The organism is Bartonella sp. HY038 (assembly GCF_014117425.1).
In the GTDB taxonomy this organism is placed as follows: domain Bacteria; phylum Pseudomonadota; class Alphaproteobacteria; order Rhizobiales; family Rhizobiaceae; genus HY038.
In genome coordinates, this window is sequence record NZ_CP059725.1 from 2,150,108 (window position 1) to 2,175,424 (window position 25,317).

Sequence of the window (25,317 nt, forward strand, 5' to 3'; positions counted from 1 at the left end):
GTAAATAGCAATTTATCGTCAATTTAACTTATTGTTTTAAGGCAAATAAAATAGAAAATATTAGAAAATTATAACTTACATACATATAAATTAGCTACAATCACACTATTATTTTTGCATTCTATTTTGACGATATTAAACATTCTATTCTTTTTTAAATTTAGACTATTTCCAATCTATCATAATTTTTTCTATAATTAAATTGAATTTTCGATAAAATCAAATTATATTTTTTTAGATTTCCTATAAGAAAAAATTATTACAATTTTTATTTTCTCGCAAAAACAGCATGTTATCAAAACCTCGTTTTGGTTCCACATGGGAAAAAACAAAAAAAATAGCATGACAGTACAAAATGCTTTAAGAGTTTTAAGACAAGAAAATTAGATTCGACAGGGAAGCGGCACCATGGCACGCGATACAACAGACAATACCGAAATCCATTCACGCCAAGATCTGATCGAGCATTTGGCAGAAGGCAGCAAAAGTGCAGACCAATGGCGTATTGGTACCGAGCATGAAAAATTTGCCTTTTATATTGATGGCAATAGACCTGTCCCTTATGCTGGTAATAAAGGTATCCGCGCATTATTAGAAGGTATGCAAGCCATGCTTGGCTGGGAACCTATCATTGATGAGGGCAATATTATTGGCCTTGTGGAACCAACTGGACGCGGTGCTATATCCTTGGAGCCGGGCGGCCAATTCGAGCTATCAGGTGCGCCGGTAGAAACGCTGCATCAAACCTGCCGTGAAGTCAATGCTCATTTGGCGCAAGTACATGAAATTGCTAAACCTTTTGGCATTGGCTTTTTAGGTGCTGGTGGCAGCCCTAAATGGACTTTAAGTGAAACGCCAGTTATGCCAAAATCACGCTATAAAATCATGAGTGATTATATGCCAAAGGTAGGCAGCCATGGCCTTGATATGATGTATCGCACATCAACCATTCAAGTGAATTTGGACTTTTCATCAGAAGCTGATATGCGCCGTAAAATGCAAATCGGCATGAAATTGCAATCTATTGCAACTGCAATTTTTGCCACATCACCGTTTACTGAAGGCAAGCCCAATGGCTTTTTGTCATGGCGGTCAGAAATTTGGCGCGACACCGACAACCAGCGCTCGGGCGTGCTGCCTTTCGTTTTTAATAAAGATTTTAGCTTTGGCGATTATGTCGATTGGGCTCTTGATATTCCGATGTATTTCGTTTTACGTGATGGTCACTACCATCAAGCCACCGATATAACCTTCCGCCAATTCATGAATGGAGGTTTCAAGGGTCGTGTTGATGACTATGCGCCCAATATGGGTGATTGGGCTAACCATCTTTCAACCCTATTTCCTGAAGTTCGTTTAAAGCGCTTTTTAGAAATGCGCGGCGCAGATGGTGGTCCATGGCGGCGGATTTGCGCTTTACCTGCTTTTTGGGTTGGACTGCTTTATGATAGCACCGCCCTTGATGCCGCCGAAGATTTAACCCGTGACTGGAACTTTGAGGAAGTATTGGCAATGCGCAATGCAGTCCCAACACAAGGCTTAAAAACAGTATTTCGTAACAAAAGCTTGTTAGATCTTGCTCGCGAGGCATTAGCTATTTCACGGATAGGGTTAAAAAATCGTGCCCAGTTAAATGATAGAGGCAATGATGAAAGTCATTTCTTAAACTCGCTTGATGAAATCATTACCCGTGGCCATAGCGATGCAACAAAAATGCTAAATGATTATAATAGCATTTGGGGCGGTTCAGTAGACCCAATCTTTAGTGAATATGCTTATTAAATAAGCATTCTTTTAAAATAGCAATGGCTGATGGTAAACCAACATCAGCCACTATAATATTTTGTTGCATGACAGGCGATAAACAATGAGCGATCTTTTTGAAGCTGCAGAAGCAAAAAAATCAAATGCGGTTGAATTTACTGTTTCTGAAATTTCCGGCGCATTAAAGCGCAGTGTTGAAGAAAATTTCGGCAATGTGCGGGTGCGAGGTGAAATATCTGGCTATCGCGGCCCTCACTCATCAGGACACGCCTATTTCGCCCTTAAAGATGACAAAGCCCGCCTTGAAGCGGTGATTTGGCGCGGCGTAATGAGCAAGCTAAAATTCCAGCCAGAAGAAGGCATGGAAGTGATTGTTACAGGCAAGCTTACAACATTTCCTGGCTCTTCCAAATATCAAATAATGATTGATAATTTAGAGCCAGCTGGCGCCGGTGCTTTAATGGCACTTTTGGAAGAACGCAAAAGGCGCTTTGCAGCACAAGGCCTATTTAGCGATGATCGCAAACGCCCCCTCCCCTTCATGCCAATGGTTATCGGAGTAATCACCTCACCAACCGGCTCAGTAATCCGCGATATTATCCACCGCATATCCGACCGCTTTCCCGTGCATTTGCTAGTTTGGCCGGTGCGCGTGCAAGGAGAAACCAGTGGGCAAGAAGTTGCCAACGGCATTAATGGCTTTAATCGGCTTGATACTAGCGGCACAATTCCTCGACCTGATGTATTAATTGTTGCACGTGGCGGTGGCAGTTTGGAAGACCTTTGGGGGTTTAATGATGAAGCTGTGGTAATGGCCGCCGCTCAATCTACCATTCCGCTTATTTCCGCCGTTGGCCATGAAACCGATTGGACTTTGATTGATTATGTGGCTGATATGCGAGCACCAACCCCTACGGGAGCCGCAGAATTTGCAGTACCGGTAAAAAGCGATCTTGAAGCGCATATTGCCACTCTTAATGCACGTCTTGAAAGCATTATGCGGCGTAATTTTGATTATCGCCGCCAAAAATTAACGGGGCTTACCCGCGCACTACCATCGGTTGACCAATTATTTGCGTTGCCACGCCGGCGTTTTGATGAAGCAGCACAGCGCCTTAACCGCGCCTTGATGAATAATCTTGCGCAAAAGCAATATCGCTTTGAGACGAGTAAAAAACGGTTTTCAGCCAATACTATATCGCGGCTCATCGATAATAAGAAACGAGAGCTTGCACTTATTAGCAAGCGCCTAAACTCTGATATTTTACACCGCCAAAGCAAAATGGGTATTGAGCGGCTTGAACGTTATCAAAAGCAAATGACTAATGCATTTAAACGAATTATTGAGCGGAAAAAACAAAGGCTCGCTGAACTTAACCGCTTAATGTTGAACCTATCTTACACCAGCATTTTACAACGTGGCTTTGTGTTGGTTGTTGATGAACATAAAATCCCTATAAAAAGGGCAACTGACACGCATGCCAATCAAACTGTAACCTTGCGCTTTGCTGATGATGAAAGGCAAGCAACCATTGGTGGCTCCACATGCGACAGCCATTTTAAAAATGCAACGCTGCAAAATAGCTCGCCTTCACAAGCAGAAACAATCCAGCCAGCAAAAAAACCAAAAGCCACCAAAGCGGATAAATCTACAAAAATAACCAAAGCAGATAATGACACACAAGGTTCACTTTTCTAAAAGCTTAAGTCGAGGATGAATATGAGCGATAATAATGGTCTAGTTCAAGGAATTGACGGCAAAATGCGTTGTTTTTGGGCAGGCAGCAATGAAGATTATATTGCATATCATGATCATGAATGGGGCTATCCCATGCATGACGATATTCGCTTATTTGAAAAGATTTGCCTAGAGGGCTTCCAAGCTGGACTATCATGGTACACAATTTTAAAAAAGCGCGAAAACTTTCGCCGCGCTTTTGATGGTTTCGACTTTAACATTATTGCAAATTATGATGACAAAAAGGTTGAAGCGCTGTTAAGCGATAGCGGTATTGTGCGCCATCGCGGCAAGATCAATTCGGTTATCAATAATGCCAAATGCGCCTTGAAAATAGTGGAAGAAAAAGGTTCTCTTGATAGCTATTTTTGGTCATTCAAACCGCCAAAATCTGAGTTATTTGCCACATATGATCTTGCAACATTAAAAGCTAATCCCGTCAGCGAAGCATCAAAACGCCTATCAAAGGACTTAAAAAAACGCGGATTTTCCTTTGTTGGCCCCACCACAATTTATGCATTTATGCAAGCTATGGGCTTGATTAATGACCATATCGAAGGATGTTTTTGCCGACCACTATTAGCTAAGATGCAAAGTCAATAAATTTGCCTATTTTTAATGCATCAACTTTTTAACAGCATAAATTTTAAGCAAATTTTATCAACTAAATCCATGACAAAACCATAAACCATTAAAAATATTACGTTTTTTCAAACTGGCATGAAACTTGTTATAGAAAAGACAAGGGCGCATGCGTCCATTGCTTTCAATGGAGAAGTTTTATGGTGAAATTCAAACAATACATTGCCTTTGTTGCAATTGTTCTATTTTCAGGCTTTGGGCTTTCACATATTGGCCCTGCTTTTGGGCAAGAAGTTGTTGCGCAAACGACTGGGGCTGCGGCTCCCACTCTGGATACTGGTGATACAGCATGGATGTTGGTGTCAGCTGCCTTTGTGTTGCTTATGACAATACCAGGCCTTGCACTGTTTTACGGCGGCATGGTGCGCAAAAAAAACGTGCTTGCCACCATGATGCATAGCTTTGCGGTTTGTTGTTTGGTAAGCGTTTTATGGTTTATCGTTGGCTATTCGCTTGCCTTTGGTGAAGGCAATGCCTATTGGGGCGATTTTAGTTACCTCTTCCTGCATGGCGTTACGATTAATTCGCTATACAATACTATTCCTGAATATTTATGGGTCGTTTTCCAAATGGCCTTTGCCATCATTACCCCTGCCCTTATGACCGGTGCCTTTGCCGAGCGCATGAAATTTTCATCTCTATTAATTTTTATGGGTGCTTGGTTACTGCTTGTTTACACACCAATTTGCCATTGGGTTTGGGGCGGCGGCTTTTTGGGACAGGATGGCGTATTGGATTTTGCCGGTGGTACAGTTATTCACGTGAACTCTGGTGTTGCAGGACTTGTTGCAGCTATTATTATTGGTAAGCGCAGTGGCTACGGTTCAACTAATATGGCACCACATAATTTAACCCTTTCGATGATTGGTGCGTCATTATTATGGATTGGCTGGTTTGGATTTAATGCAGGCTCTGCTGGCGCAGCGAATGGACTTGCGGCGGTTGCCTTTATCAATACACAAATTGCTACGGCAGCGGCTGCCCTTGCTTGGATGTTTGTTGAATGGTCAATGTCAAAGCGTCCTAGCGTTCTTGGTATTATTTCAGGCGCGGTTGCCGGTCTTGTTGCCATTACCCCAGCAGCTGGTTTTGTCAATCCAACAGGCGCGTTAATAATCGGACTTATTGGCGGCGGCGTATGCTACTTCAGCGCCGTTTGGCTAAAGCGCCTGCTTGGCTATGACGATTCTCTTGATGCTTTTGGCGTTCATGGTGTGGGTGGTATTGTTGGCGCATTGTTAACAGGTGTTTTTGCTGATGCTGCAATTAATGAAGCAGGCAAAGATGCTAGTGTTTGGATCCAATTTGTTGGTCTTGTTGCCGCGATTGTTTATTCTGCCATTGTCACCGCAATCATTCTTTATGCGATTAAATTTACCATTGGCCTACGTCCTACCAAGCAGCAAGAAATTGAGGGGCTCGATATCTCGCTTCACGGTGAAACAATACACTAATAAAGCTTAAACTAAAGGCCGCATATGCGGCCTTTTTTTCAAAAATTAGCATTACGCTAAGTTTATATAGTCAATAGGCACAAAATCGGTTAACCAAACACCATTTTCTGCTTGCCAAAAAGCAATACCATTTTCATGCATTTTTGCTGCATCAATATGCAAAATAACAGGTTTACCGTGGCGCTGCGCCACTTTAAAAGCGGTTAATTCATCCAAGGATAAATGTACTTTTTGACGATTACCCGACTTGATACCCTCACTTAAAATAGAATCGACATTCGTTTCAGCCGTGCCATGAAATAAAATTGCAGGCGGCACGGATGCTTCCAACGCCAAATCAACCACAATGGAATGGCCTTGGGCAGCACGGATGCGCTTTTTATCATCCGATAAGGTAAAGCGTTTTTTATCACTATCACGCACCACATCAAACAAGGTTTGGCGACTAAACACCGTGCCATAAACAGCCGCTTTTTCAAGCAGTTCATTGACATTAGCCCAACCGTTTTCATCTAAGGTCAAGCCAATCTTCTGCGGCTCATGGCGCAAAATCAAACTTAAAAATTTACTTATATGTTTACTCATAGCGTGTCGATAGAGTAAAAAATTGGCGTTTTTTTGATCATTTTTTGGCAAAAAATATAAATGTAAAATAAAAGGCCGCTTAAAAGCGGCCTTCAATATAATTATATGAAACTAAAATTAGCCAATAGCCATTAGTTTAGCATTACCACCGGCGGCAGCAGTATTAACTGAAATTGACAATTCTTCCACCAACCAATCAAGGCAATAGGCGCTATCTGTTGCTTCCATCTGCGCTAAAGTTGCAGCTTGGGTCAAAAGCAGTGGACCAGGAAGACCAGCAATGCGCTTCAAGGTTTTAGTGACAAATTCACCTTCGCCTTCAATCAAAACTCCAGCAAATGCGCCATCAGCTGCCCAATTATCACTCCACAAAATTTGCGAGAAGATTGATTGTGGTAAATTTGGCAAGCTTTTCTGCAAATTAGAACCTGCATCAATAACCACCTGATTACCTGTTGCTAGAACTGTTGCAATTTGACGATATAGCCCTGCTTCACTTTGTGGAACAATCAAAATCTTACCACGTGGATGCAAGAGATAGCGGTTTGTTTCACCAACTGGACCTGGCAATTCAATATCAAGACCAAGGCGTGATTTAACGCTAATCAAGCGGGCAAAACCTGCTTCTGCTTTTCTGTTCTGCCCATCAAGCCAAACAGCAAAATCAGTAAGAATAGCATTTGAATAGGTAGCACCGGGCAGATTTGGCTCTGGTTGATTAGCCAATAAGCGACCTAAATATAGAGCGCCACCCGCTTTTGGACCAGTGCCCGAAAGACCACGACCACCAAAAGGCTGCGAGCCAACAACCGCACCAATAATATTACGGTTAACATAAATATTGCCAACCTTAACGCGTGAGATAACATCGGCAATGGTATCATCAAGACGTGTATGTAAACCAAAGGTTAGGCCATAACCCGTTGCATTAATATCATCAATAAGCTGATGCAAATTGTCACGCTTATAACGAATAATATGCAAGACAGGACCAAAAACTTCCCGCTTTAATTCACTCATCGCGTTTAGTTCAATAATGGTTGGCGCAACATAAGTACCAAACTTGGTTGCTTCTCCCAATGGCAATTGCTCAATCTTATTGCCCATAGCGCGCATGGTTTCGATGTGGCGGTTAAGATTGTCTTTCGCTTCTTGGCTAATAACTGGCCCAACATCAACATTAATTGTATCGGTACGGCCAACACGCAATTCATTTAATGCACCTTTTAGCATTTCAAGAATGCGATCTGCCACATCTTCCTGCAAGCAAAGCACACGCAATGCCGAACAACGCTGACCTGCACTATCAAAAGCCGATGCAATAACATCAAACACCACTTGCTCGGCAAGGGCTGATGAATCAACGATCATAGCATTTTGACCACCAGTTTCCGCTAAAAGCGGAATTGGTTTGCCATTTGGCAATAAACGCGTCCCAAGTTCAGCCTGAATAAGGCGGGCAACTTCGGTAGAGCCGGTAAACATAACACCAGCAATCTTATCACTTGCAACTAAAGCTGCACCAACATTGCCTTCACCGGGCACGAGTTGAACAACATCTTGCGGAATACCAGCTTCATGCAAGATACGCACGCTTTCAGCCGCAATCAAAGGTGTTTCTTCTGCGGGCTTTGCCAAAACTGGGTTGCCAGCAACAAGAGCTGCACATACTTGACCAGTAAAAATAGCCAATGGGAAGTTCCAAGGGCTAATACAGACTACCGGACCAAGCGGAAGATGTTTTTCACCAATGGTGGAGCGTGCTTCAGCTGCATAATAGCGCAAGAAGTCAATAGCTTCACGCACTTCAGCAATAGCATTAGGGATCGATTTACCAGCTTCACGGGCAATTAATGCAAGCAAGGTTGGCATGCGCTCCTGCAACAAATCAGCAGCTTTTTCAAGCATAGCTGCACGCTCACTCGTTGGCACCTTATGCCAAGTGCTAACCGCATTTGCTGCACGCTCTACACTTTGTTTAACTTCATCAAGACTAGCTTCAACAACTTGTCCCACAACATCGCGCTGATCAGCAGGGTTAAGCACTGGTTTTGCTTCATTGCTATGCTTATCGCCAAAAGGTGTTGCCACCCATTTTTGCGCCGTACTTGCTAAAAAATCCTTGCTTAATGCGCTCAACACATCTTCATTAGAAAGATCAAACCCTGCCGAATTTTTACGGCTTGGCGCAAACATATCCTCTGGTGAGAAAAGTGCATCATTTTGACTGCCAGGGTTTGGCATCGCGCGAACGACATCAACAGGGTCAGCAATCATTTCGTCAACAGTGACAGACATATCAGCAATACGATGAACGAAAGACGAATTAGCCCCATTTTCAAGCAAGCGGCGAACGAGATAAGCAAGCAAGGTTTCATGGGTGCCAACTGGCGCATAAATACGGGCTGGGCGTTTTAATTTGTCATTGCCTACCACTTCTTCATAGAGTGGCTCGCCCATGCCGTGCAAGCATTGGAACTCATACTTATCATTGGTATAATCAGGACCAGCAATATTATAAATAGTTGCCAAGGTTTGCGCATTATGGGTTGCAAATTGTGGGAATACTGCATCTGGCGCATTTAACAATTTGGTCGCACAAGCAATATAGGAAACATCGGTATAAACTTTGCGCGTATAAACTGGATAGCTTTCAAGCCCATCCAATTGCGCGCGCTTAATTTCAGAATCCCAATAAGCACCCTTAACCAAGCGCACCATCATGCGGTGGCCAGAGCGGCGCGCAAGATCAATCACATAATCAAGCACAAATGGGCAACGGCGGCCATAGGCCTGCACCACAAAGCCAATACCATTCCAACCAGCAAGATCATTATCAAAGCAAAGGCTTTCAAGCAAATCGAGCGAAATTTCCAAGCGATCTGCTTCTTCAGCGTCAATATTAAGGCCAATATTATATTGCTTGCTTAGCAAAGCTAATTTTTTAACCCGCGGCAATAATTCACCCATAACGCGGTTCGCTTGTGAGCGCGAATAGCGTGGATGAAGCGCAGAAAGCTTAATCGAAATACCAGGGCCTTCATAAACACCCTTGCCATTGGCAGCTTTACCGATAGCATGAATGGCAGTTTCATAATCCTTATAATAGCGCTCGGCATCATCTTCAGTAGTTGCTGCTTCACCAAGCATATCATAAGAATAGCGAAAGCCCTTTTCTTCAACAGCTTTGGCGCGCTTTACAGCTTCATCAATAGTTTGGCCACGCACAAATTGCTCACCCATCATACGCATGGCCATATCAACGCCTTTACGTACCACTGGCTCACCACAACGCTGGATAAGACGGGTAAGTGATGATGATAGGGTATTTGTATCAACAGTAGAGGTAAGCTTACCTGTTACAACTAAACCCCATGTTGCTGCATTGACAAAGAGCGAACGGCCACCACCAATATGCGATTTCCAATCACCACCGGTGATCTTGTCACGAATAAGCGCATCACGGGTTGCCTTATCAGGAATACGCAACAATGCTTCAGCAAGACACATAAGGGCAATACCCTCTTGGCTTGACAAAGAATATTCATGGATCAAACCTTCAACGCCGCCGCCTTTTTTCTTGGCGCGTAAGGTTTCAATCAATTTGCGAGCCGTCGTAGCGATTTTGCCTTTTGTCTCAGCATCAAAAGTTGCAGCATCCAAAAGCGGAGCCAAGCATTCTTCTTCAGCGCGGCGATAGGCGCTTGTAATATCTTCGCGCAAGCTGGTTGGCTTGGCAATTGGTGGAGCATAATCTGCAAAAACAGGCTTAAAATTATCAGCACTCATAAAAATCACCCAAAAAAGAGGTTAAACCGGGAAAACCCGTTGATATTTGGATTGGCGGCATATTTACTAAACTTATAAATGGTGCTTAGCCAAAGAATTGCAACGGCCAATAAGTTAGCTTTTAAAGGCGTTATCAACCTTTTAAAACAACCATATCGGCCAAAATTTGAGCATATATTTTTCTACCTAATTATTTAAAGATGCAGAGAAAAAATACCCATTTGAAAAACACTTATAGCACGAGAAAATCATTGCATTAAACTAAAGATTAGCATATTTTTAGGTAAATTCACTAATTTTACAATTTTAATTAGGAAAAATCTTGAGTAAATTCATACATGCTGGTGAAATCGACCGCATCGACAATAAAATCATAGATGCTCTAGTTGAAAATGGCCGAATTTCTATAACCGACCTTGCTGAAAAAGTTGGACTTTCAAAAACTCCCTGTCAATTACGTCTTAAAAAACTGACTGATGATGGCGTTATTACTGGCTTTCGCGCTATTTTAAACCCGGAACGCATGGGACTTGACCATATTGCTTTTGCCGAAGTAAAACTAAGCGACACACGCGAAGCGGCGCTTTTACAATTCAATGAAGCGGTTAAAAAGATTCGTGAAGTTGAAGAATGCCATATGATCGCTAGCAATTTTGATTATTTATTAAAAGTGCGTACCAGCGACATTAAACGCTACCGTATTGTGCTTGGTGAGAAAATATCAACGCTGCCTTTTGTCGCTTCAACCTCTACCTTTGTTGCTATGCAAAATATTGTTGATGCTGGCTTTAAGCGATAAGCATATGAGAAGACTGAACACTTTTATAGGATAACCCAAATAGGCTAAGCACTTTAATAAATGTAATGGCTTGCATTTTTATATATTTTTGTGAAATAAAATGGTACGGTTGATAGGAGTTGAACCTACGACCTCTGGTGCCACAAACCAGCGCTCTAACCAACTGAGCTACAACCGCACAAGAGAATATTAAATTCTGCTTGGCTGACATACGGAAATTCGAACTCATTTGCAAGGGCTTTATGCCAATTTTTTAAAATATTCTGTTAAAATACTTAGATTGGGCCGAGCAATACGCTTGATTGAGGTAGTTTCCTGACCTCAAGCGACTTAAAAACGCTTAAATCCTGATGGGCATTCGTTAAAAGAATCGAAAATTATAGATAAAAGCATCTTTATTTTTATGGAGAGCATTTTAATATTTTGATGACAAAACAAAATAAAAAATCCCAAAACTTATTGGTAAGTTCTGGGATTTTAAAACTTATAAAGAATTGAGTTGAATTAGATTGTAAACACGCGCTTCGGCTGGAATTTGCCTTGTGCTATAGCGCCAATAGCTAGCACTTTACCTTTAAAAGTAACACAAGCTTCATCTGTTTCAAAAATTGCTTCGCGGCCACGCAAAATAATCGGATTGCCGGTGCGGATACGCTGTGCCTGGTCTTCACCAATGGCATATTGCGGCAAACAATCCAGTGCAGCGCCAGTTTCAATTAAAAGGCCATCAATGGCGGAAAAATCACGGCGCTGGAATGGTTCACCTTCTTCCCTTGGCTCCGGCTTTGGTGGGCACGCAGCCTCAAGCTCTTCCAAGGTTACAAAATCTTCATCGGTGAAAGGCGCAACTTCAATACGGCGCAATTCAGCAATATGACCATAGCAGCCAAGTTCACGCCCCATATCGCGCGCTAATGAGCGCACATAAGTACCTTTGCCGCATTCAATTTCAAACAGCGAAGAACCATCTTCATTCATTTCTAAAATTGAAATAGCATCTATTTCAACTTCACGGGCGGGTATCTCGACACTTTCACCTTCACGCGCCAAATCATAAGCACGATTTCCATCAATTTTAATAGCAGAAAATTGTGGTGGTTTTTGCAAAATTACGCCAGTATAATGGGGTAAGATTGCTTCAATTTCTTCGCGAGTTGGGCGTTTATCACTTGTTTTAGTGACTTCGCCCTCTAGATCGTCGGTATTACGCTCGGCACCCCAAGCAACAACAAATTGGTAAACCTTGGTACCTTCCATGACATAAGGCACAGTTTTTGTGGCTTCACCCAAAGCAATTGGCAACAGACCTGATGCCAATGGATCAAGCGTACCAGCATGGCCAGCCTTTTCGGCGCTAAACAACCATTTTATTTTTGAAACCGCTTCGGTTGACCCCATACCTTTTGGCTTGTCTAAAATTACCCAACCGGAAACCGGCCGACCTTTTCTCTTACGCTGGCGTGCCATTCAATTATAATCCTATGCCAAATTTATTATTTATTATCGTCTTCGTTATCATCTTGATGTAGATCACGCATCACTTCAGGGGAACGTAATAAAGCATCAATTTTAGAAAAATTATCAAAACTTGTATCAAGTCTAAAGCGAAATTGCGGCATATATTTCATTTGTCGCAAAATACGTGATAACTCGCCACGAATGAATCGCACATGGGAATTTAATTGCTTGACCACAGCTTCGCCGTCAACATCGCCAAGAGGTGCAACATAGCATGTGGCAATTTTTAAATCTGGCGACATCCGCACTTCGCAGACAGAAAGAACCACTTTTTCCAAAAATGGATCACTTAGCTCTCCACGTTGTAAAAATTGAGCTACAGCATGACGAACCTCTTCACCAACACGAAGCTGGCGCTGTGTGGGCCCAGAATGTTTCATTGCATTACCTTTCAATCAGCTCATTAACGACTACGAGCTGTAATAGCATTTTTGATTTTAAATATGCCCAAAGACGAGAGTCAGGACCTACTAATTTAAATGTAATAAAAGCGCTTCACACCATAACAAATGCAAAGCGCTCCCTATTTTAATTGTGACTTATTGCTGTTTATAAATTGTTATATATGGCAACAGGACAATATTCCAACATGCCATATATATCTTCATAGCTTACAATGTACGGGTGATATGCTCTACGCGGAATGCTTCAATTGTATCACCGGCGCGAATGTCTTCGTAATTTTCAAAGGCCATACCGCATTCTTGACCCATATTAACTTCACTAACTTCATCTTTGAAGCGTTTAAGGGTTTTAAGCTTGCCTTCATGAATAACAACATTATCACGAATAAGGCGTACACCCGCACCACGTTCAACTTTACCATCAGTAACAAGACAGCCTGCAACCTTACCAACCTTGGTGATATTGAAGACTTCACGAATTTCAGCATTACCAATAAAGGTTTCACGGCGTTCTGGCGAAAGCATACCAGACATTGCTGATTTAACATCATCAACGAGATCGTAAATGATATTATAGTATCGAATTTCAATGCCTTGGCTTTCAGCAGCGTCGCGTGCTTGCTTATTGGCACGCACATTGAAACCAAAAATTGCAGCATTGGAAGCAACCGCAAGAGCCACATCGCTTTCAGTAATACCACCAGCACCCGAATGGACGATGCGAGCACGTACTTCATCAGTACCAAGTTTTTCAAGCGAACTCACAATAGCTTCAATCGAGCCTTGAACATCGCCCTTGATAACCAATGGGAAGTCCTTGATGCCAGTTGTTTGCAATTGGTTCATCATCTGCTCGAGGGAACCACGAGAACCAGCCTGTTTTGCAACGGCCTTATCGCGTGACAAGCGTTGACGATATTCAGAAATTTCACGCGCTTGCGCTTCATTTTGAACTACAGCAAAACGATCACCAGCTTGAGGTGTACCTTGCATGCCAAGCACTTCAACCGGAGTTGAAGGACCTGCTTCTTTCATATGTTCGCCGCGTTCGTTTACGAGCGCGCGAACGCGTCCCCAAACATCACCGGCAACAAATATATCACCTGGGTGCAATGAACCTTTTTGTACAAGAACCGTAGCAACAGGACCGCGACCACGATCAAGCTTGGCTTCAATAACCACACCTTCAGCAGTACGTTCAGGATCAGCTTTAAGATCAAGTACTTCAGCTTGTAAAAGAATGGCATCAAGTAGCTTGTCAAGATTAGTTCCAGCTTTTGCAGAAACTTCAACTTCCAAAACTTCACCGCCCAAACTTTCAACAAAGACGTCGTGTTGAAGCAATGCCATACGCACTTTTTGTACATCTGCTTCTGGCTTATCAATCTTGTTGATAGCAACAATGATTGGAACACCAGCAGCTTTAGCATGATTGATAGATTCAATCGTTTGCGGCATGACACTATCATCGGCTGCAACAACTAGAATTGCAATATCGGTGGCTTGCGCACCGCGAGCACGCATCGCTGTAAAGGCAGCGTGACCAGGTGTATCAATAAAGGTAATCTTATGACCGTTCTTTTCAACCTGATAAGCACCAATATGCTGGGTAATACCACCAGCTTCGCCTGAAACCACATTAGCATTACGAATAGCATCAAGTAGCGACGTCTTACCATGATCAACGTGACCCATAATCGTCACAACTGGCGGCCTTGATTCAAACTTGCTTGCGTCATCAGCCATGTTGAAGATACCTTCTTCAACATCAGATTCCGACACGCGCTTGACCGTATGACCAAATTCCGATGCGATTAACTCAGCAGTATCTGCATCAATAACATCGCCCGGCTTCATCATCTGCCCTTGTTTCATCAAGAACTTGATAACATCAACTGAACGCTCTGCCATACGCTGGGCAAGCTCTTGAAGTGTAATAGTCTCTGGCAAAACAACTTCGCGCGAGATCTTTTCACGAACTTCTTGGGTTTGCGACCGCTTGAATTTTTCTTGACGACGGCGCATTGCTGCCATCGAACGACCGCGTGCTTGACCAACATCTTCAAGATTGGATGTAAGAGTAAGCTTACCACGACGACGCTCATCCGCACCTTTAACAACTTTCGGTGTACGAGCAGCATCCACCTTGCTAGGTGCTGCACCACGCTTCACGCCATTACGACGATCATCTTCATCAACTTCAACACGTTTCACTGGTTGGGTACGCGCTTTTGGTGTTAGAATTGGATCAATAACGGTCGATGCATTATCATCAACTGCGCGATTACGAGCCTGCGGCGCACCTTCTTTAATACGAGCCCCATCACGGCCAATACGTGCAATACCACCTTCACGTGCTTGTGGTGGCGTATGACGATTTTGGGTATTGCTACCGCGTGCATGATCGCCGCCACGCCCTTGTGAAGCATTGCCTTGCGACGCAAGGCCACCACGGCGCTGCCCAGAACGATCATTATTGCGATCACCATTACGGTCATTACCGCGATCATTACGATCATTATTGCGCCCTTGGGCGTTTCTTGGCTGCTCATTACGCTGTGCATCATTTTTAGGCTGCGGCTTAGCAACTTCCGCCTTAACAACAGGAGCCTTTGCTTCTTCAGCGGCCCTACGTGCGTCTTCTTCAGCTTTTTGCTTAGCTTCTTCGGCAGCTTTCAACTTTGCTTCTTCGGCAGCCTTACGCTCAAGCTCGGCATTTTCTAATGCGCGTCTTTTAGCCTCGGCCTCAGCTTTAATACGCTCTTCTTCAGCACGGATACGTGCGCCTTCTAAAGCGCGCGTACGTGCAGACATTTCAGCTGTAGAAAGCGTATTAGCTTTTTGCTTACCACGTTGTGGGGCCGCGGTTTCAATCGCTGGCTTAGGCCGTGGTGCAATATGCGGCTTAGCTACAACCTGCGTTACGCTTTCAGGGCGTTCATCAGGGCGTGTAACCTTACGCCGTTTAGTTTCAACAACAACAGCTTTGGTCCGGCCATGGCTGAAATTTTGCTTGACCGTACTATGTTCGACACCAGTACGCTTAAGCGTAAGTGTTTTTTTGTTTGAGCCACCTTGGCCCTGATCATCATCTTTTTTATCGGTCATTCCGTTTCCGCTTCCTTCGCGACATCTGCCGTTTTATCGTCCCAGTTCATCAGGCTATCGCCGCGATAAAGCAGCAATTTTCGCACTTTTTCCATGAACCCCTTCGCTGCCATGCCTTTTAAGACTGCAGCATGCATCACATTATTACCACCAAAAGCTAAACTCATTTCATCGCCGGAGAGAATATCTACTACCGGCACGGCACCCAATCCTTGTCTTTCAGCTGCAAAAATTGCCTGAGCAATTTTCCGCTTTCCATCTTCTGCTGCATCTTGTGCATGCAATATTAATGTGGCATTTCCAGAACGAATGGCACTATCGACTTTCATCGCACCACTTACAATACAGCCGCCACGTCGGCTTACTGCGAAACTACCAAGAACTGCCTTTTTTAATAATTCATCTACCAAATCAGCCAAGGTTTCTTCAACCAAAACATCTTTTTTAAATGCTCTTGAAAATGCTTTGCGTCGCATTGCTTCTTCAAGAGTAGCGCGTGAAGCTAAAACCCATGCACCACGCCCTGGCAAATTGCCCTTGATATCGGGAACAACAATACCATTTAAACCGCTTACAAAGCGAATCATATTTGCGTTGGATCCGCTTTCTCTTGTAACTATACAAGTTCGGTCATTCATAAATATTATAATTTCCCTTTTTTATCGATAGGGTTTTCACCCTATCGCTTAAAACATCATTCACTCAAGCTATTCTTTATGCGCCGACTGTAACTTTTCATCGCCTTCAGCTTCATGTTCAGCTTCTTCTGAGATGGCTTCTTCGTCACCAACTTCGGCAGCAATTTCTTCTTCCGTTAGCCAACCAACCATGACGCGAGCAGCAACAATCATTTGCTCAGCCTCAGTGCGGCTTACCTCAAAATTAGAGAAAACACCTGGATAATTGACAGTTTCATTGCCCTTACGTTCACGCCAGCCAACAAGATCGTCTGCCGCATAACCAGCAAAATCTTCAACAGTTTTTACACCATCTTCACCAACAGCAACCATCATTGCGGTTGTCATATTCGGAATTTCACGCAAATCATCGCTGACGCCAAGTTCTTGACGTTTTGCATCAAGCTCTGCCTCAATACGCTCAAGATAATCACGTGCACGTTGTTGAATTTCAACTGCGGTATCTTCGTCAAAACCTTCAATTGAGCTTACTTCATCAGCCTCAACATAAGCAATTTCTTCTATTGACTCAAAGCCTTCAGAAGCAAGAACCTGTGCAACCATCTCATCAACATCAAGCGCTTCCATAAACAGATTGGAGCGCGTGTTAAATTCTTTTTGGCGCCGTTCAGACTCCTCTTTTTCCGTTAGGATATCGATATCCCAACCGGTAAGCTGCGAGGCAAGACGTACATTTTGACCACGACGACCAATTGCAAGACTAAGCTGATCGCTTGGCACCACAACTTCGATGCGTTCAGATTCTTCATCAAGCACAACTTTTGCAACTTCTGCTGGCTGCAATGCGTTAACGATAAAAGAAGCTGGCTCTGGTGACCAAGGGATAATGTCAACTTTTTCACCTTGCAACTCAGTAACGACTGCTTGCACACGACTACCACGCATACCAACGCAAGCGCCAACTGGATCGATCGAAGCATCACGAGACACAACGGCAATTTTTGCGCGTGAACCTGGATCACGAGCAACCGATTTAATCTCGATAATACCATCGTAAATTTCGGGCACTTCCATGGTGAATAATTTGGCCATGAATTGTGGATGTGTACGAGATAAAAATACCTGTGGACCACGCTGTTCACGGCGCACATCATGCACAAATGCACGAATACGATCACCATAGCGGAAAGATTCACGCGGAATAAGCTCATCACGACGCAAAATAGCTTCGCCACGACCAAGATCAACAATTACATTGCCATATTCAACGCGCTTAACCGAACCAGAAATAATCTCGCCGATTTTATCCTTATATTCTTCATATTGATGATCGCGCTCAGCTTCACGTACCTTTTGTACGATAACTTGTTTCGCAGACTGCGCTGCAATACGACCAAAATCCATGGGAGGTAAAGGATCAGATAAAAATTCGCCAAGCTTTGCATCAGCCTTAACTTTTTGCGCATCTTTCAATGAAATTTGCGTCACAAAATCATCAACCTTATCAACAACTTCAAGCAAACGCTGCAACTTGATTTCACCCGATTTCGAGTTAATCTCGGCGCGAATATTTGTTTCTTGCCCGAACCGTGAACGCGCAGCCTTTTGAATAGCATCGGCCATAGCAGCAATAACAATTTCACGATCGATAGACTTTTCACGAGCGACAGCATCCGCAATTTGCAGAAGTTCAAGTCTGTTAGCACTCACAGCCATCGGGTTCTCTCCTTATTTGGTTGTCGCAACGCCCCAACAAAGCAAGGCAATTTACGTCATTTTGCTTTTTAAGACTGCTTGGAAACATCCTTGCCGTCAGCATTTTCATTATCTTGCACATCATCGCCACCCAACTCATCTTCAGGAATGAGCGATTGACGCAAAGCCTTATCTTTACGCAAAGCATCGCGAATAAGATCATCTGTCAATATAAGCCTTGCATCACTTAAAAGATTAAAACCAATTTTAACTGACAATGCTTCACCATAGGCGGCCTTATCTGTCCTTATAGTAAAACCATCACCATCCACTGATTCGATATGACCGCGGAACTTACGGCGACCATCAACCATTTCACTGGTTTCGACCTTAGCAATATGTCCACGCCAATTAACAAAATCAGATTTACGCACGAGCGCACGATCAATACCAGGAGATGAAACCTCCAAATGGTATTTACGTTCAATAACATCTTCAACGTCAAGCACAGGAGAAACCGTACGGCTAACAATTTCGCAATCATCAATGGTCATCGTGCCATCGGCGCGCTCTGCCATAATCTGCAAGGTAAGACCATTAAGACCCGAAAGATTAATGCGAACGATACGATAGCCGAGTGGCTTCAAAACTGGTGCAATAACAGCATTAACACGTGCTTCAACCCCAATTTCTTCAAATAAACGAGGTTCATTTATATCACTGACAGGTACATTAACTTCCTGTTCGTCACTGTGATCATTTACCGTGTCACTGGTATTTTTTGTCATCAATAGGTCCTGTATCAAGATGTTTTTGTAAAAAGCTTAAAGCTTTTTAAAACAGTAATATTTCAAAAATATAAGATTTCATTCATCAAGCTTGAGATTCACAAAATTAATAATTCAAAAGCCGATTAAAATACTCTCTTACCTTGATTTAGGTAACAAAAAAGAGCGGGTCCAAGATGGCCCACCCTTGTCAACGTGATCAAGAATTTATCCTTATGTACTCTATTTCCCCTGCTATTTCAAGGGGGGATAGTTGATAAGCGTAAAACACCACATGTTTCTTCCGTATCAAAGGGATTTTTTATTTCGATTAATTGCAAATAGCTTGATAGGTACATTACTTTGTCTTAGAATTTTACCAACCAATTTAGTTTAGGTTTTGCTATGCGTTTATCAAATGACGACATCATACACATGATCAACAAACGCCTTGCCAAAGAGCGAGAACTTGAAAAATATGAGCCTCAAAGCCTTAAACTTACCCCAAAAGATCACCTGCGCCAGATTAACACAATAGTGAAAGGTAAGGCAGTCACATTTTCTATTGTTGAAACTAACAAAAAATAAATTTTTAATACGACCGTACTCGCTGTCGCCTACTTCAAGACAGCGACTAGTCAGTAGTTGAAGCTGCAACAATTGTAAAAACTTTCGTCGAAGGATCATAAACAGTCCAATAAAAACAACCCCACCATTCTTTACCGTTACTAAAATAAAACTCTTGCCAATCGTCATTCCAAGAATAGATTTCTAACCCTTCACGATTAGGAAAGAGTTCACGATTAACAGCCTGCCAATCTTCATCAGATGGATTTGTTGGACAGTGAGGCGTTAAGCAAAATGCATAAATATATTGCTCATAGTCACAATTAGGATATGACCAACATGTTGGTCGCCCATACTCATTTAAGTGTTCAAATACCAACTGGTCGGGTTGCGAAAAAAAACGTTCAACAGAATAAGGCGCACCAATAAGCTTTGTTTCATCAATTCTATCATCAAAACGAAAGTCGTGATCCATATACAAGGGATGATTTATAAATTGTTCAAAATAACGCGTTTGACGTTTGAGTATCTCCTCCATAGCATGTAAGGCAGCAGCCCGATGACTTACCTCCCCTTCATAATCGCCTTTTAAGTGCAAATGCACATAATCAACCTCGCAATAGGTGTACTTTTTATGCAGGCGTTTCGTAAAGTCGGGGTCTAATAATTCAAACAAATCATACCGTAAAAAACTCATGCTTTCTCCATCATAGAAAATTAAATTTCCAAACCGATCGGCGGCCCCCCCCCAAAAATGGTTTCATTACGGAACACCTATAGCGAATAATTTAAATATTTAAGCCACACAAATAGCAATATTAAAATCTAATCATCAAAGACTAACGCATTTTTCTAAAATAAATCATTATGGCGCTGCTTCAACAATAAATTGGCCGCTCTAAATCTTGCGGAACTTTCGCTCACCATATTCTTCTCAGAATTTAAACGTTAAAAATAAAAAAGCGCGGCCAATATTTCACAGCCGCGCTTCATTAATAAAAAACTACGGATATATCCTAGTTTTGTGGTTTTACAACTCCAGTTGGGTTGCGCATAAGATCAAAAAATGACCAATCTGGCGTAATAACCATTGGTGTATCTTTGATACTTTGATATTTATCCATCGATAGCCAAAACTGGTAAAAATTTGGATTTGACTCTACCGCATCATTCATCAAACGTGCGGCCTCAGCTTGTCCTTCACCTTTTAAGACTTCGGCATCGCGAGCTGCGATAGCAACGCTTTCTACATAGCTTCTATCAGCCTTCGCGATAATGCTAATGCGTTCTGCATTACCAAGAGACAAAATACTTTCAGCTGCTGCTCGGCGTTCTTGATTCATACGCTCATAAATACCATTAGACAAATCTGTCGGCAGGTCAGTTTTGCGGATACGCACATCAACAATATCGATACCTAAAGGCTTTGCTTCTTCAACCATCTGCCGTTGAATATCGCGCATCATTTCAATTCGTTGATCTGATAGGGCGGCATTAAAATCACGAACACCGTAAACAGCACCAAGAGCACTACGAAAACGTTGATCAAGATTGCGCTCCTCCGCAGTTTCTGGACGGCCATCACCAATTTGCTTAATGAACATTTCAGCATCAACAATGCGGTAAATTAAGAACGCATCAACTTCATAATAGCGGCCATTTTTTACCTGCACTGAATAGGTTGGCAGGTCGTAACGCAATAAGCGATTATCAACCCGAACAACATCTTCAACCAATGGCATTTTAAAATAAAGCCCAGGAGCCTTTTCTGTCCGCACAATTTGGCTAACCCGTTTTACAACAACTTGCTCATTAGGATAAACAATATAGACGGACATTGATATGCCAACAACAATAACAACTAAGGCAATTAAAATTGCAATCAGAGAACCCTGCTTCATGATTATTTCGCTCCCCCAATGCTTGGATTAGTTGTCGTCGTTGAGGTTGCGCTACTTGATGTAGGTGCCCGCAACATATTATTTAGCGGCAAATAAGGTACAACACCGCTATTACCCTTATCAATCACCAACTTATTAGGTGACGATAAAACCTGTTCCATCGTATCAACGTAAATACGATAACGTGTTGCGTCAGGTGCATTCTTTTCTTCTTGTGCAATAGCTCTAAAGCGTTGTGCGCGACCATCCGCTTCTGCAATTACGCGGGCTTTATATGCGCTTGCAGCTTCAACTAGGCGAGATACTTCACCCTGTGCTTCACCCTCTTTTTTATTCCGATACTGATCTGCGGTACTAACCATCTGGTTTCGCTGCTGTTCAGCCTGTTGGACAAGATTAAAGGCCTCCATCACCTTTTTAGGAGGCGCTGCATCATTAATTGCTACCTCTTTAAGGGTTACACCAACTTTATATTGATTAAGTGTATTTGCAATAATGGCCACAACTTCACGGGCGATTTCTGGACGCTTATCACGCAGAACATCATTCATCGGACGACGCCCCACTACTTCGCGCATAGCACTTTCTGCCACCTGCTTGATTGTTTCAATTGGTTGAGAAACGTTAAACAAGAATTCTTCCGGATGGGTAACATTAAAGTAAAGGGCAAATTTTACATTAACAATATTTTGATCGCTTGTTAGCATAAGGCCAGAAACTTCATCATTTCCTATGCTAATGTTGCGTTCAGCTGTGCCAGTTTTTACATAATCTTCAATCGGCCATAAGCGAAAATGCATGCCATCGGATAAAATTTGTTGTTGAGGCACACCAAAGCGTAGTTTAATAGCCTTTTCGTTTGGCTGCACAAAGAAAATAGATTTATAAGCAACGAAAATAACGGCAAGGACTATGATAACAAAAACAATCATTCCACCGCCAAATTGTTGCAATTTTTGCTGGCCCTTGCGTAATAAATCGTCCATATCTGGCGGTGTTGGTCCATTTTTGCCGCCGCCGTTATTGCCGCCGCTACCACCGTTACTACTGCCATTATTACCATTATTGCCGCTGCCATTGGGACGACCCCAAGGGCTTTTGTTGCCATCATTATTATTTCCACCGCCCCATGGGCCGCTTTTACTTTCGCTGCCTCCCAATGGGCCGCTGCCTCCGCTTTGATTACTCCAGGGCATCTCTACCTCGTTTTTTGCATGAAATTCACGCTTAATTGATCGTGCATTGGTTATAGGGATCAAAATGGTGGCTTTCAACGCAAGACACCATTTTTTTCTGATTTTTTTAGTCTTTTATTAAAAAATTTGCCGATTATTAGATAAAATGTCTATTTATGATAAAATTTAAAGTTTTTTTACAAAACTATCAACAACGCGCTTTTGTCCCGCCTTGTCAAAATCAATGGTTAATTTAGTTCCCTCAATATTTGCAACATCACCATTGCCAAATTTCATATGGAAAACACGATCGCCGATCTTAAAATCCGATGCTACATCAGAAACAGATTTTGCAACTAATTCCCCATTAATTGTTTTGCCGTTAAACTTATTTGCGCCAAATCCTGCTTGCGCCTCACCATAGCCAACGCGCTCAACATTAGCACCAGAACGGTTCCCCCAATTGTCGCGCGTTGCCTTATTTTTATGCTGCTGGGCACGTTGCCAACCGGGTGTTGCATAAGTGTTTTCAAATGGATCATGGCGATCAAAGCGCGATTGACCATAGCCTCCATAGCTGGTGTCTACCGCACCCACTTCAACATGACCTTCAGGTAATTCATCCAAGAAGCGTGAGGGAATTGTTGTCTGCCAAAGACCATGAATACGGCGGTTGGAAACAAACCAAATATGAAGATTCTTTTTAGCCCGCGTTACACCAACATAAGCAAGGCGGCGCTCTTCCTCAAGACCAGATCGCCCCCCTTCATCTAGGGAACGTTGATGGGGAAATAACCCCTCCTCCCAACCAGGTAAGAACACCGTATCAAATTCTAAGCCCTTAGCGGAATGCAAGGTCATAATATTAACCGCATCAGTCGCCTCATTTTGCTCGGCATCCATAACCAATGAGACATGTTCTAAAAAGCCGCGCAGGCTTTCAAACTCTTCCATTGAGCGGATAAGCTCTTTCAAGTTTTCAAGCCGCCCCGGAGCTTCTGCCGAGCGATCATTTTGCCACATTGCCGTATAGCCAGACTCGTCAAGTATTGCTTCGGCAAGTTCAGTATGGGGGGTATTATTGAGCCTATCTTGCCAACGGCGGAAATTCTCCACCACTTCACGCAAGGCACTGCGCGGCTTTGGCTTTAATTCATCGGTCTCAATCAGTTCTGCACTCGCGGCAAACATCGAAATATTACGCGCCCGCGCCGCATCATGGATTTGCCGAATAGTTGCATCACCAAGACCACGCTTTGGCGTATTAACGATACGCTCAAAAGCAAGATCATCCAAAGGTTGCGCAACAACCCGAAAATAAGCCATAGCATCGCGAATTTCCATCCGCTCGTAAAAACGCGGACCGCCAATCACCCGATAATTTAAACCAAGCGTTACAAAGCGATCTTCAAACTCGCGCATTTGAAATGAAGCACGCACCAAAATAGCCATGTCATTAAGCGCGTGGCCTTGGCGTTGCAATTGTTCAATCTCTTCGCCAACGGCGCGGGCTTCTTCTTCAGAATCCCAAGCCGCATGCACTTGCACTTTTTGTGCCTCGCTGTGATCTAACTCGGTAAATAGAGTTTTACCAAGCCGCCCCTCATTATAGGAAATAAGGTGCGATGCGGTTGCCAAAATATGGGTAGTTGAGCGGTAATTACGCTCAAGCCGTACAACGACAGCACCGGGAAAATCTTTTTCAAAGCGTAAAATATTATCAACTTCAGCGCCGCGCCAACCATAAATAGACTGGTCATCATCGCCCACACAGCACAAATTAACCGTTTCACCATTTGGGCGTTGCGCTAAAAGGCGTAACCACAAATATTGCGCTGTATTGGTGTCTTGATATTCGTCAACTAAAATATACCGGAATTTTTTATGATACTCACGCAAAACATCGGGATTGTTTTGGAAAATACGAATTGGATGCAACAGCAAATCGCCAAAATCACAGCAATTCAAAACTTTCAGGCGATCTTGATAAGCTCGGTAAAGTTCACGGCCCTTACCATTACCAAATGAACGTGCATCACCTTCAGAAATTTTTTCAGGCGATAGGCCACGATTTTTCCAGCCATCAATCATTTGCGCAAAAGCGCGAGCTGGCCAACGCTTATCATCAAGCCCTTCAGCCTGAATAAGCTGTTTGATAAGACGAATAACATCATCAGTATCAAGAATTGTAAAATCACTGCGTAAACCAGCAAGCTCGGCATGGCGGCGCAATAATTTAACACCAATTGAATGGAAGGTACCAAGCCAAGGCATGCCTTCAACCGCACCGCCAACAAGATCGCCAATACGGTGCTTCATCTCACGGGCAGCTTTATTGGTAAAGGTAACGGCTAAAATTTGGCTAGGATAGGCAAGGCCTAAGGATAAAATATGGCCAATACGGGTGGTTAAAACACGAGTTTTACCCGTTCCTGCACCGGCAAGCACAAGCACCGGTCCTTCTGTGGTAACAACTGCTAAACGTTGCTCAGGGTTTAACCCATCAAGATAGGCGGCTTCCGCTGGCTTTAATTGCCGCGCAGCCATAGCCCTTGCCGCAATGCTACCAGTTCTTACTGGTGGAACATCTTCACGTTGTGGCTTTTCATCATCGTCAAAAAACGGTATATCATCTGGAAAATCGCTCATAGTTTATATTTAGTGCATTATGAACTAAACTGCCAGTTCCGCGATTAAAAATTTAAAAGTTTTCCTAGGGAATTTAAACAAAGACATCATTTTTGTTTTAAGCCTCAAATAATATCCTGCAAAA

18 protein-coding genes and 1 tRNA gene are annotated in these 25,317 nt (G+C 43.0%); 6 read left to right on the forward strand and 13 right to left on the reverse strand.

Annotated features, from left to right (window positions below):
- Nucleotides 1–408 precede the first annotated feature (408 nt).
- The 4 genes from H3299_RS09320 (at nucleotide 409) to H3299_RS09335 (ending at nucleotide 5,598) form a co-directional block, all read left to right on the forward strand.
- On the forward strand, nucleotides 409–1,782 hold the full coding sequence (locus H3299_RS09320) for a glutamate--cysteine ligase (RefSeq protein WP_182417404.1): 1,374 nt from the start codon (nucleotides 409–411) through the stop codon (nucleotides 1,780–1,782).
- An 85-nt stretch (nucleotides 1,783–1,867) separates the two neighbouring features.
- Nucleotides 1,868–3,463 (forward strand): exodeoxyribonuclease VII large subunit, encoded by a 1,596-nt coding sequence (gene xseA / locus H3299_RS09325; RefSeq protein ID WP_182417405.1) that lies wholly within the window; start codon nucleotides 1,868–1,870, stop codon nucleotides 3,461–3,463.
- Nucleotides 3,464–3,484: 21 nt separating this feature from the next.
- Nucleotides 3,485–4,105: a DNA-3-methyladenine glycosylase I gene (locus tag H3299_RS09330; RefSeq protein WP_182417406.1), complete on the forward strand. Its 621-nt coding sequence runs from the start codon at nucleotides 3,485–3,487 to the stop codon at nucleotides 4,103–4,105.
- Nucleotides 4,106–4,284: 179 nt separating this feature from the next.
- A complete protein-coding gene (locus tag H3299_RS09335; RefSeq protein WP_182417407.1) occupies nucleotides 4,285–5,598 on the forward strand; it encodes an ammonium transporter in 1,314 nt (437 codons plus the stop codon).
- Nucleotides 5,599–5,649: 51 nt separating this feature from the next.
- Here the strand turns inward: H3299_RS09335 and H3299_RS09340 are convergent, their stop codons facing one another.
- Complete coding sequence (locus H3299_RS09340; protein ID WP_182417408.1) at nucleotides 5,650–6,183, reverse strand: RNA 2'-phosphotransferase; 534 nt, start codon at nucleotides 6,181–6,183, stop codon at nucleotides 5,650–5,652.
- Nucleotides 6,184–6,300: 117 nt separating this feature from the next.
- On the reverse strand, nucleotides 6,301–9,972 hold the full coding sequence (gene putA, locus H3299_RS09345) for a trifunctional transcriptional regulator/proline dehydrogenase/L-glutamate gamma-semialdehyde dehydrogenase (RefSeq protein WP_182417409.1): 3,672 nt from the start codon (nucleotides 9,970–9,972) through the stop codon (nucleotides 6,301–6,303).
- A gap of 322 nt (nucleotides 9,973–10,294) precedes the next feature.
- On the opposite strand from putA, the gene H3299_RS09350 reads away from it, so the two are divergent.
- Nucleotides 10,295–10,771 carry an Lrp/AsnC family transcriptional regulator gene (locus tag H3299_RS09350; RefSeq protein WP_371739426.1) on the forward strand — a complete coding sequence of 159 codons (477 nt, stop codon included), beginning with the start codon at nucleotides 10,295–10,297 and terminating at the stop codon, nucleotides 10,769–10,771.
- Between the two features lie 101 nt (nucleotides 10,772–10,872).
- Here H3299_RS09350 and H3299_RS09355 read toward each other — a convergent pair.
- The 7 genes from H3299_RS09355 to rimP form a co-directional block, all read right to left on the reverse strand.
- Nucleotides 10,873–10,949 (reverse strand) — tRNA-His (locus H3299_RS09355).
- A gap of 326 nt (nucleotides 10,950–11,275) precedes the next feature.
- Nucleotides 11,276–12,238 carry a tRNA pseudouridine(55) synthase TruB gene (truB, locus tag H3299_RS09360; RefSeq protein WP_182417410.1) on the reverse strand — a complete coding sequence of 321 codons (963 nt, stop codon included), beginning with the start codon at nucleotides 12,236–12,238 and terminating at the stop codon, nucleotides 11,276–11,278.
- Nucleotides 12,239–12,264: 26 nt separating this feature from the next.
- Nucleotides 12,265–12,669: a 30S ribosome-binding factor RbfA gene (gene rbfA, locus H3299_RS09365; protein ID WP_182417411.1), complete on the reverse strand. Its 405-nt coding sequence runs from the start codon at nucleotides 12,667–12,669 to the stop codon at nucleotides 12,265–12,267.
- A 231-nt stretch (nucleotides 12,670–12,900) separates the two neighbouring features.
- Nucleotides 12,901–15,801, reverse strand: coding sequence for a translation initiation factor IF-2 (gene infB / locus H3299_RS09370; protein WP_182417412.1), 2,901 nt, complete (start codon nucleotides 15,799–15,801; stop codon nucleotides 12,901–12,903).
- Nucleotides 15,798–16,439 carry an RNA-binding protein gene (locus H3299_RS09375; protein WP_182417413.1) on the reverse strand — a complete coding sequence of 214 codons (642 nt, stop codon included), beginning with the start codon at nucleotides 16,437–16,439 and terminating at the stop codon, nucleotides 15,798–15,800. The genes infB and H3299_RS09375 overlap by 4 nt, the downstream gene beginning before the upstream one ends.
- A 69-nt stretch (nucleotides 16,440–16,508) precedes the next feature.
- Entirely contained in the window at nucleotides 16,509–18,155 is a 1,647-nt protein-coding gene (gene nusA, locus H3299_RS09380; protein ID WP_182417414.1) for a transcription termination factor NusA, read from the reverse strand.
- Between the two features lie 68 nt (nucleotides 18,156–18,223).
- The gene (gene rimP, locus H3299_RS09385) at nucleotides 18,224–18,922 is read right to left on the reverse strand and encodes a ribosome maturation factor RimP (protein ID WP_182417415.1); all 699 of its coding nucleotides are present in this window, start codon (nucleotides 18,920–18,922) and stop codon (nucleotides 18,224–18,226) included.
- Between the two features lie 384 nt (nucleotides 18,923–19,306).
- Here rimP and H3299_RS09390 point away from each other — a divergent pair, with 384 nt between their 5' ends.
- Nucleotides 19,307–19,489 carry a hypothetical protein gene (locus H3299_RS09390; protein ID WP_182417416.1) on the forward strand — a complete coding sequence of 61 codons (183 nt, stop codon included), beginning with the start codon at nucleotides 19,307–19,309 and terminating at the stop codon, nucleotides 19,487–19,489.
- A gap of 46 nt (nucleotides 19,490–19,535) precedes the next feature.
- On the opposite strand, the gene H3299_RS09395 is transcribed toward H3299_RS09390, so the two are convergent.
- From H3299_RS09395 to H3299_RS09410, 4 genes are all read right to left on the reverse strand, one after another.
- The gene (locus H3299_RS09395) at nucleotides 19,536–20,165 is read right to left on the reverse strand and encodes a hypothetical protein (RefSeq protein ID WP_182417417.1); all 630 of its coding nucleotides are present in this window, start codon (nucleotides 20,163–20,165) and stop codon (nucleotides 19,536–19,538) included.
- 319 nt (nucleotides 20,166–20,484) lie between these two features.
- Nucleotides 20,485–21,369, reverse strand: a complete 885-nt coding sequence (gene hflC, locus H3299_RS09400) for a protease modulator HflC (protein ID WP_182417418.1) — start codon at nucleotides 21,367–21,369, stop codon at nucleotides 20,485–20,487.
- Between the two features lie 2 nt (nucleotides 21,370–21,371).
- The gene (gene hflK / locus H3299_RS09405; RefSeq protein WP_182417419.1) at nucleotides 21,372–22,565 is read right to left on the reverse strand and encodes an FtsH protease activity modulator HflK; all 1,194 of its coding nucleotides are present in this window, start codon (nucleotides 22,563–22,565) and stop codon (nucleotides 21,372–21,374) included.
- Between the two features lie 165 nt (nucleotides 22,566–22,730).
- Complete coding sequence (locus H3299_RS09410; protein WP_182417420.1) at nucleotides 22,731–25,193, reverse strand: ATP-dependent helicase; 2,463 nt, start codon at nucleotides 25,191–25,193, stop codon at nucleotides 22,731–22,733.
- Between the last annotated feature and the right edge of the window lie 124 nt (nucleotides 25,194–25,317).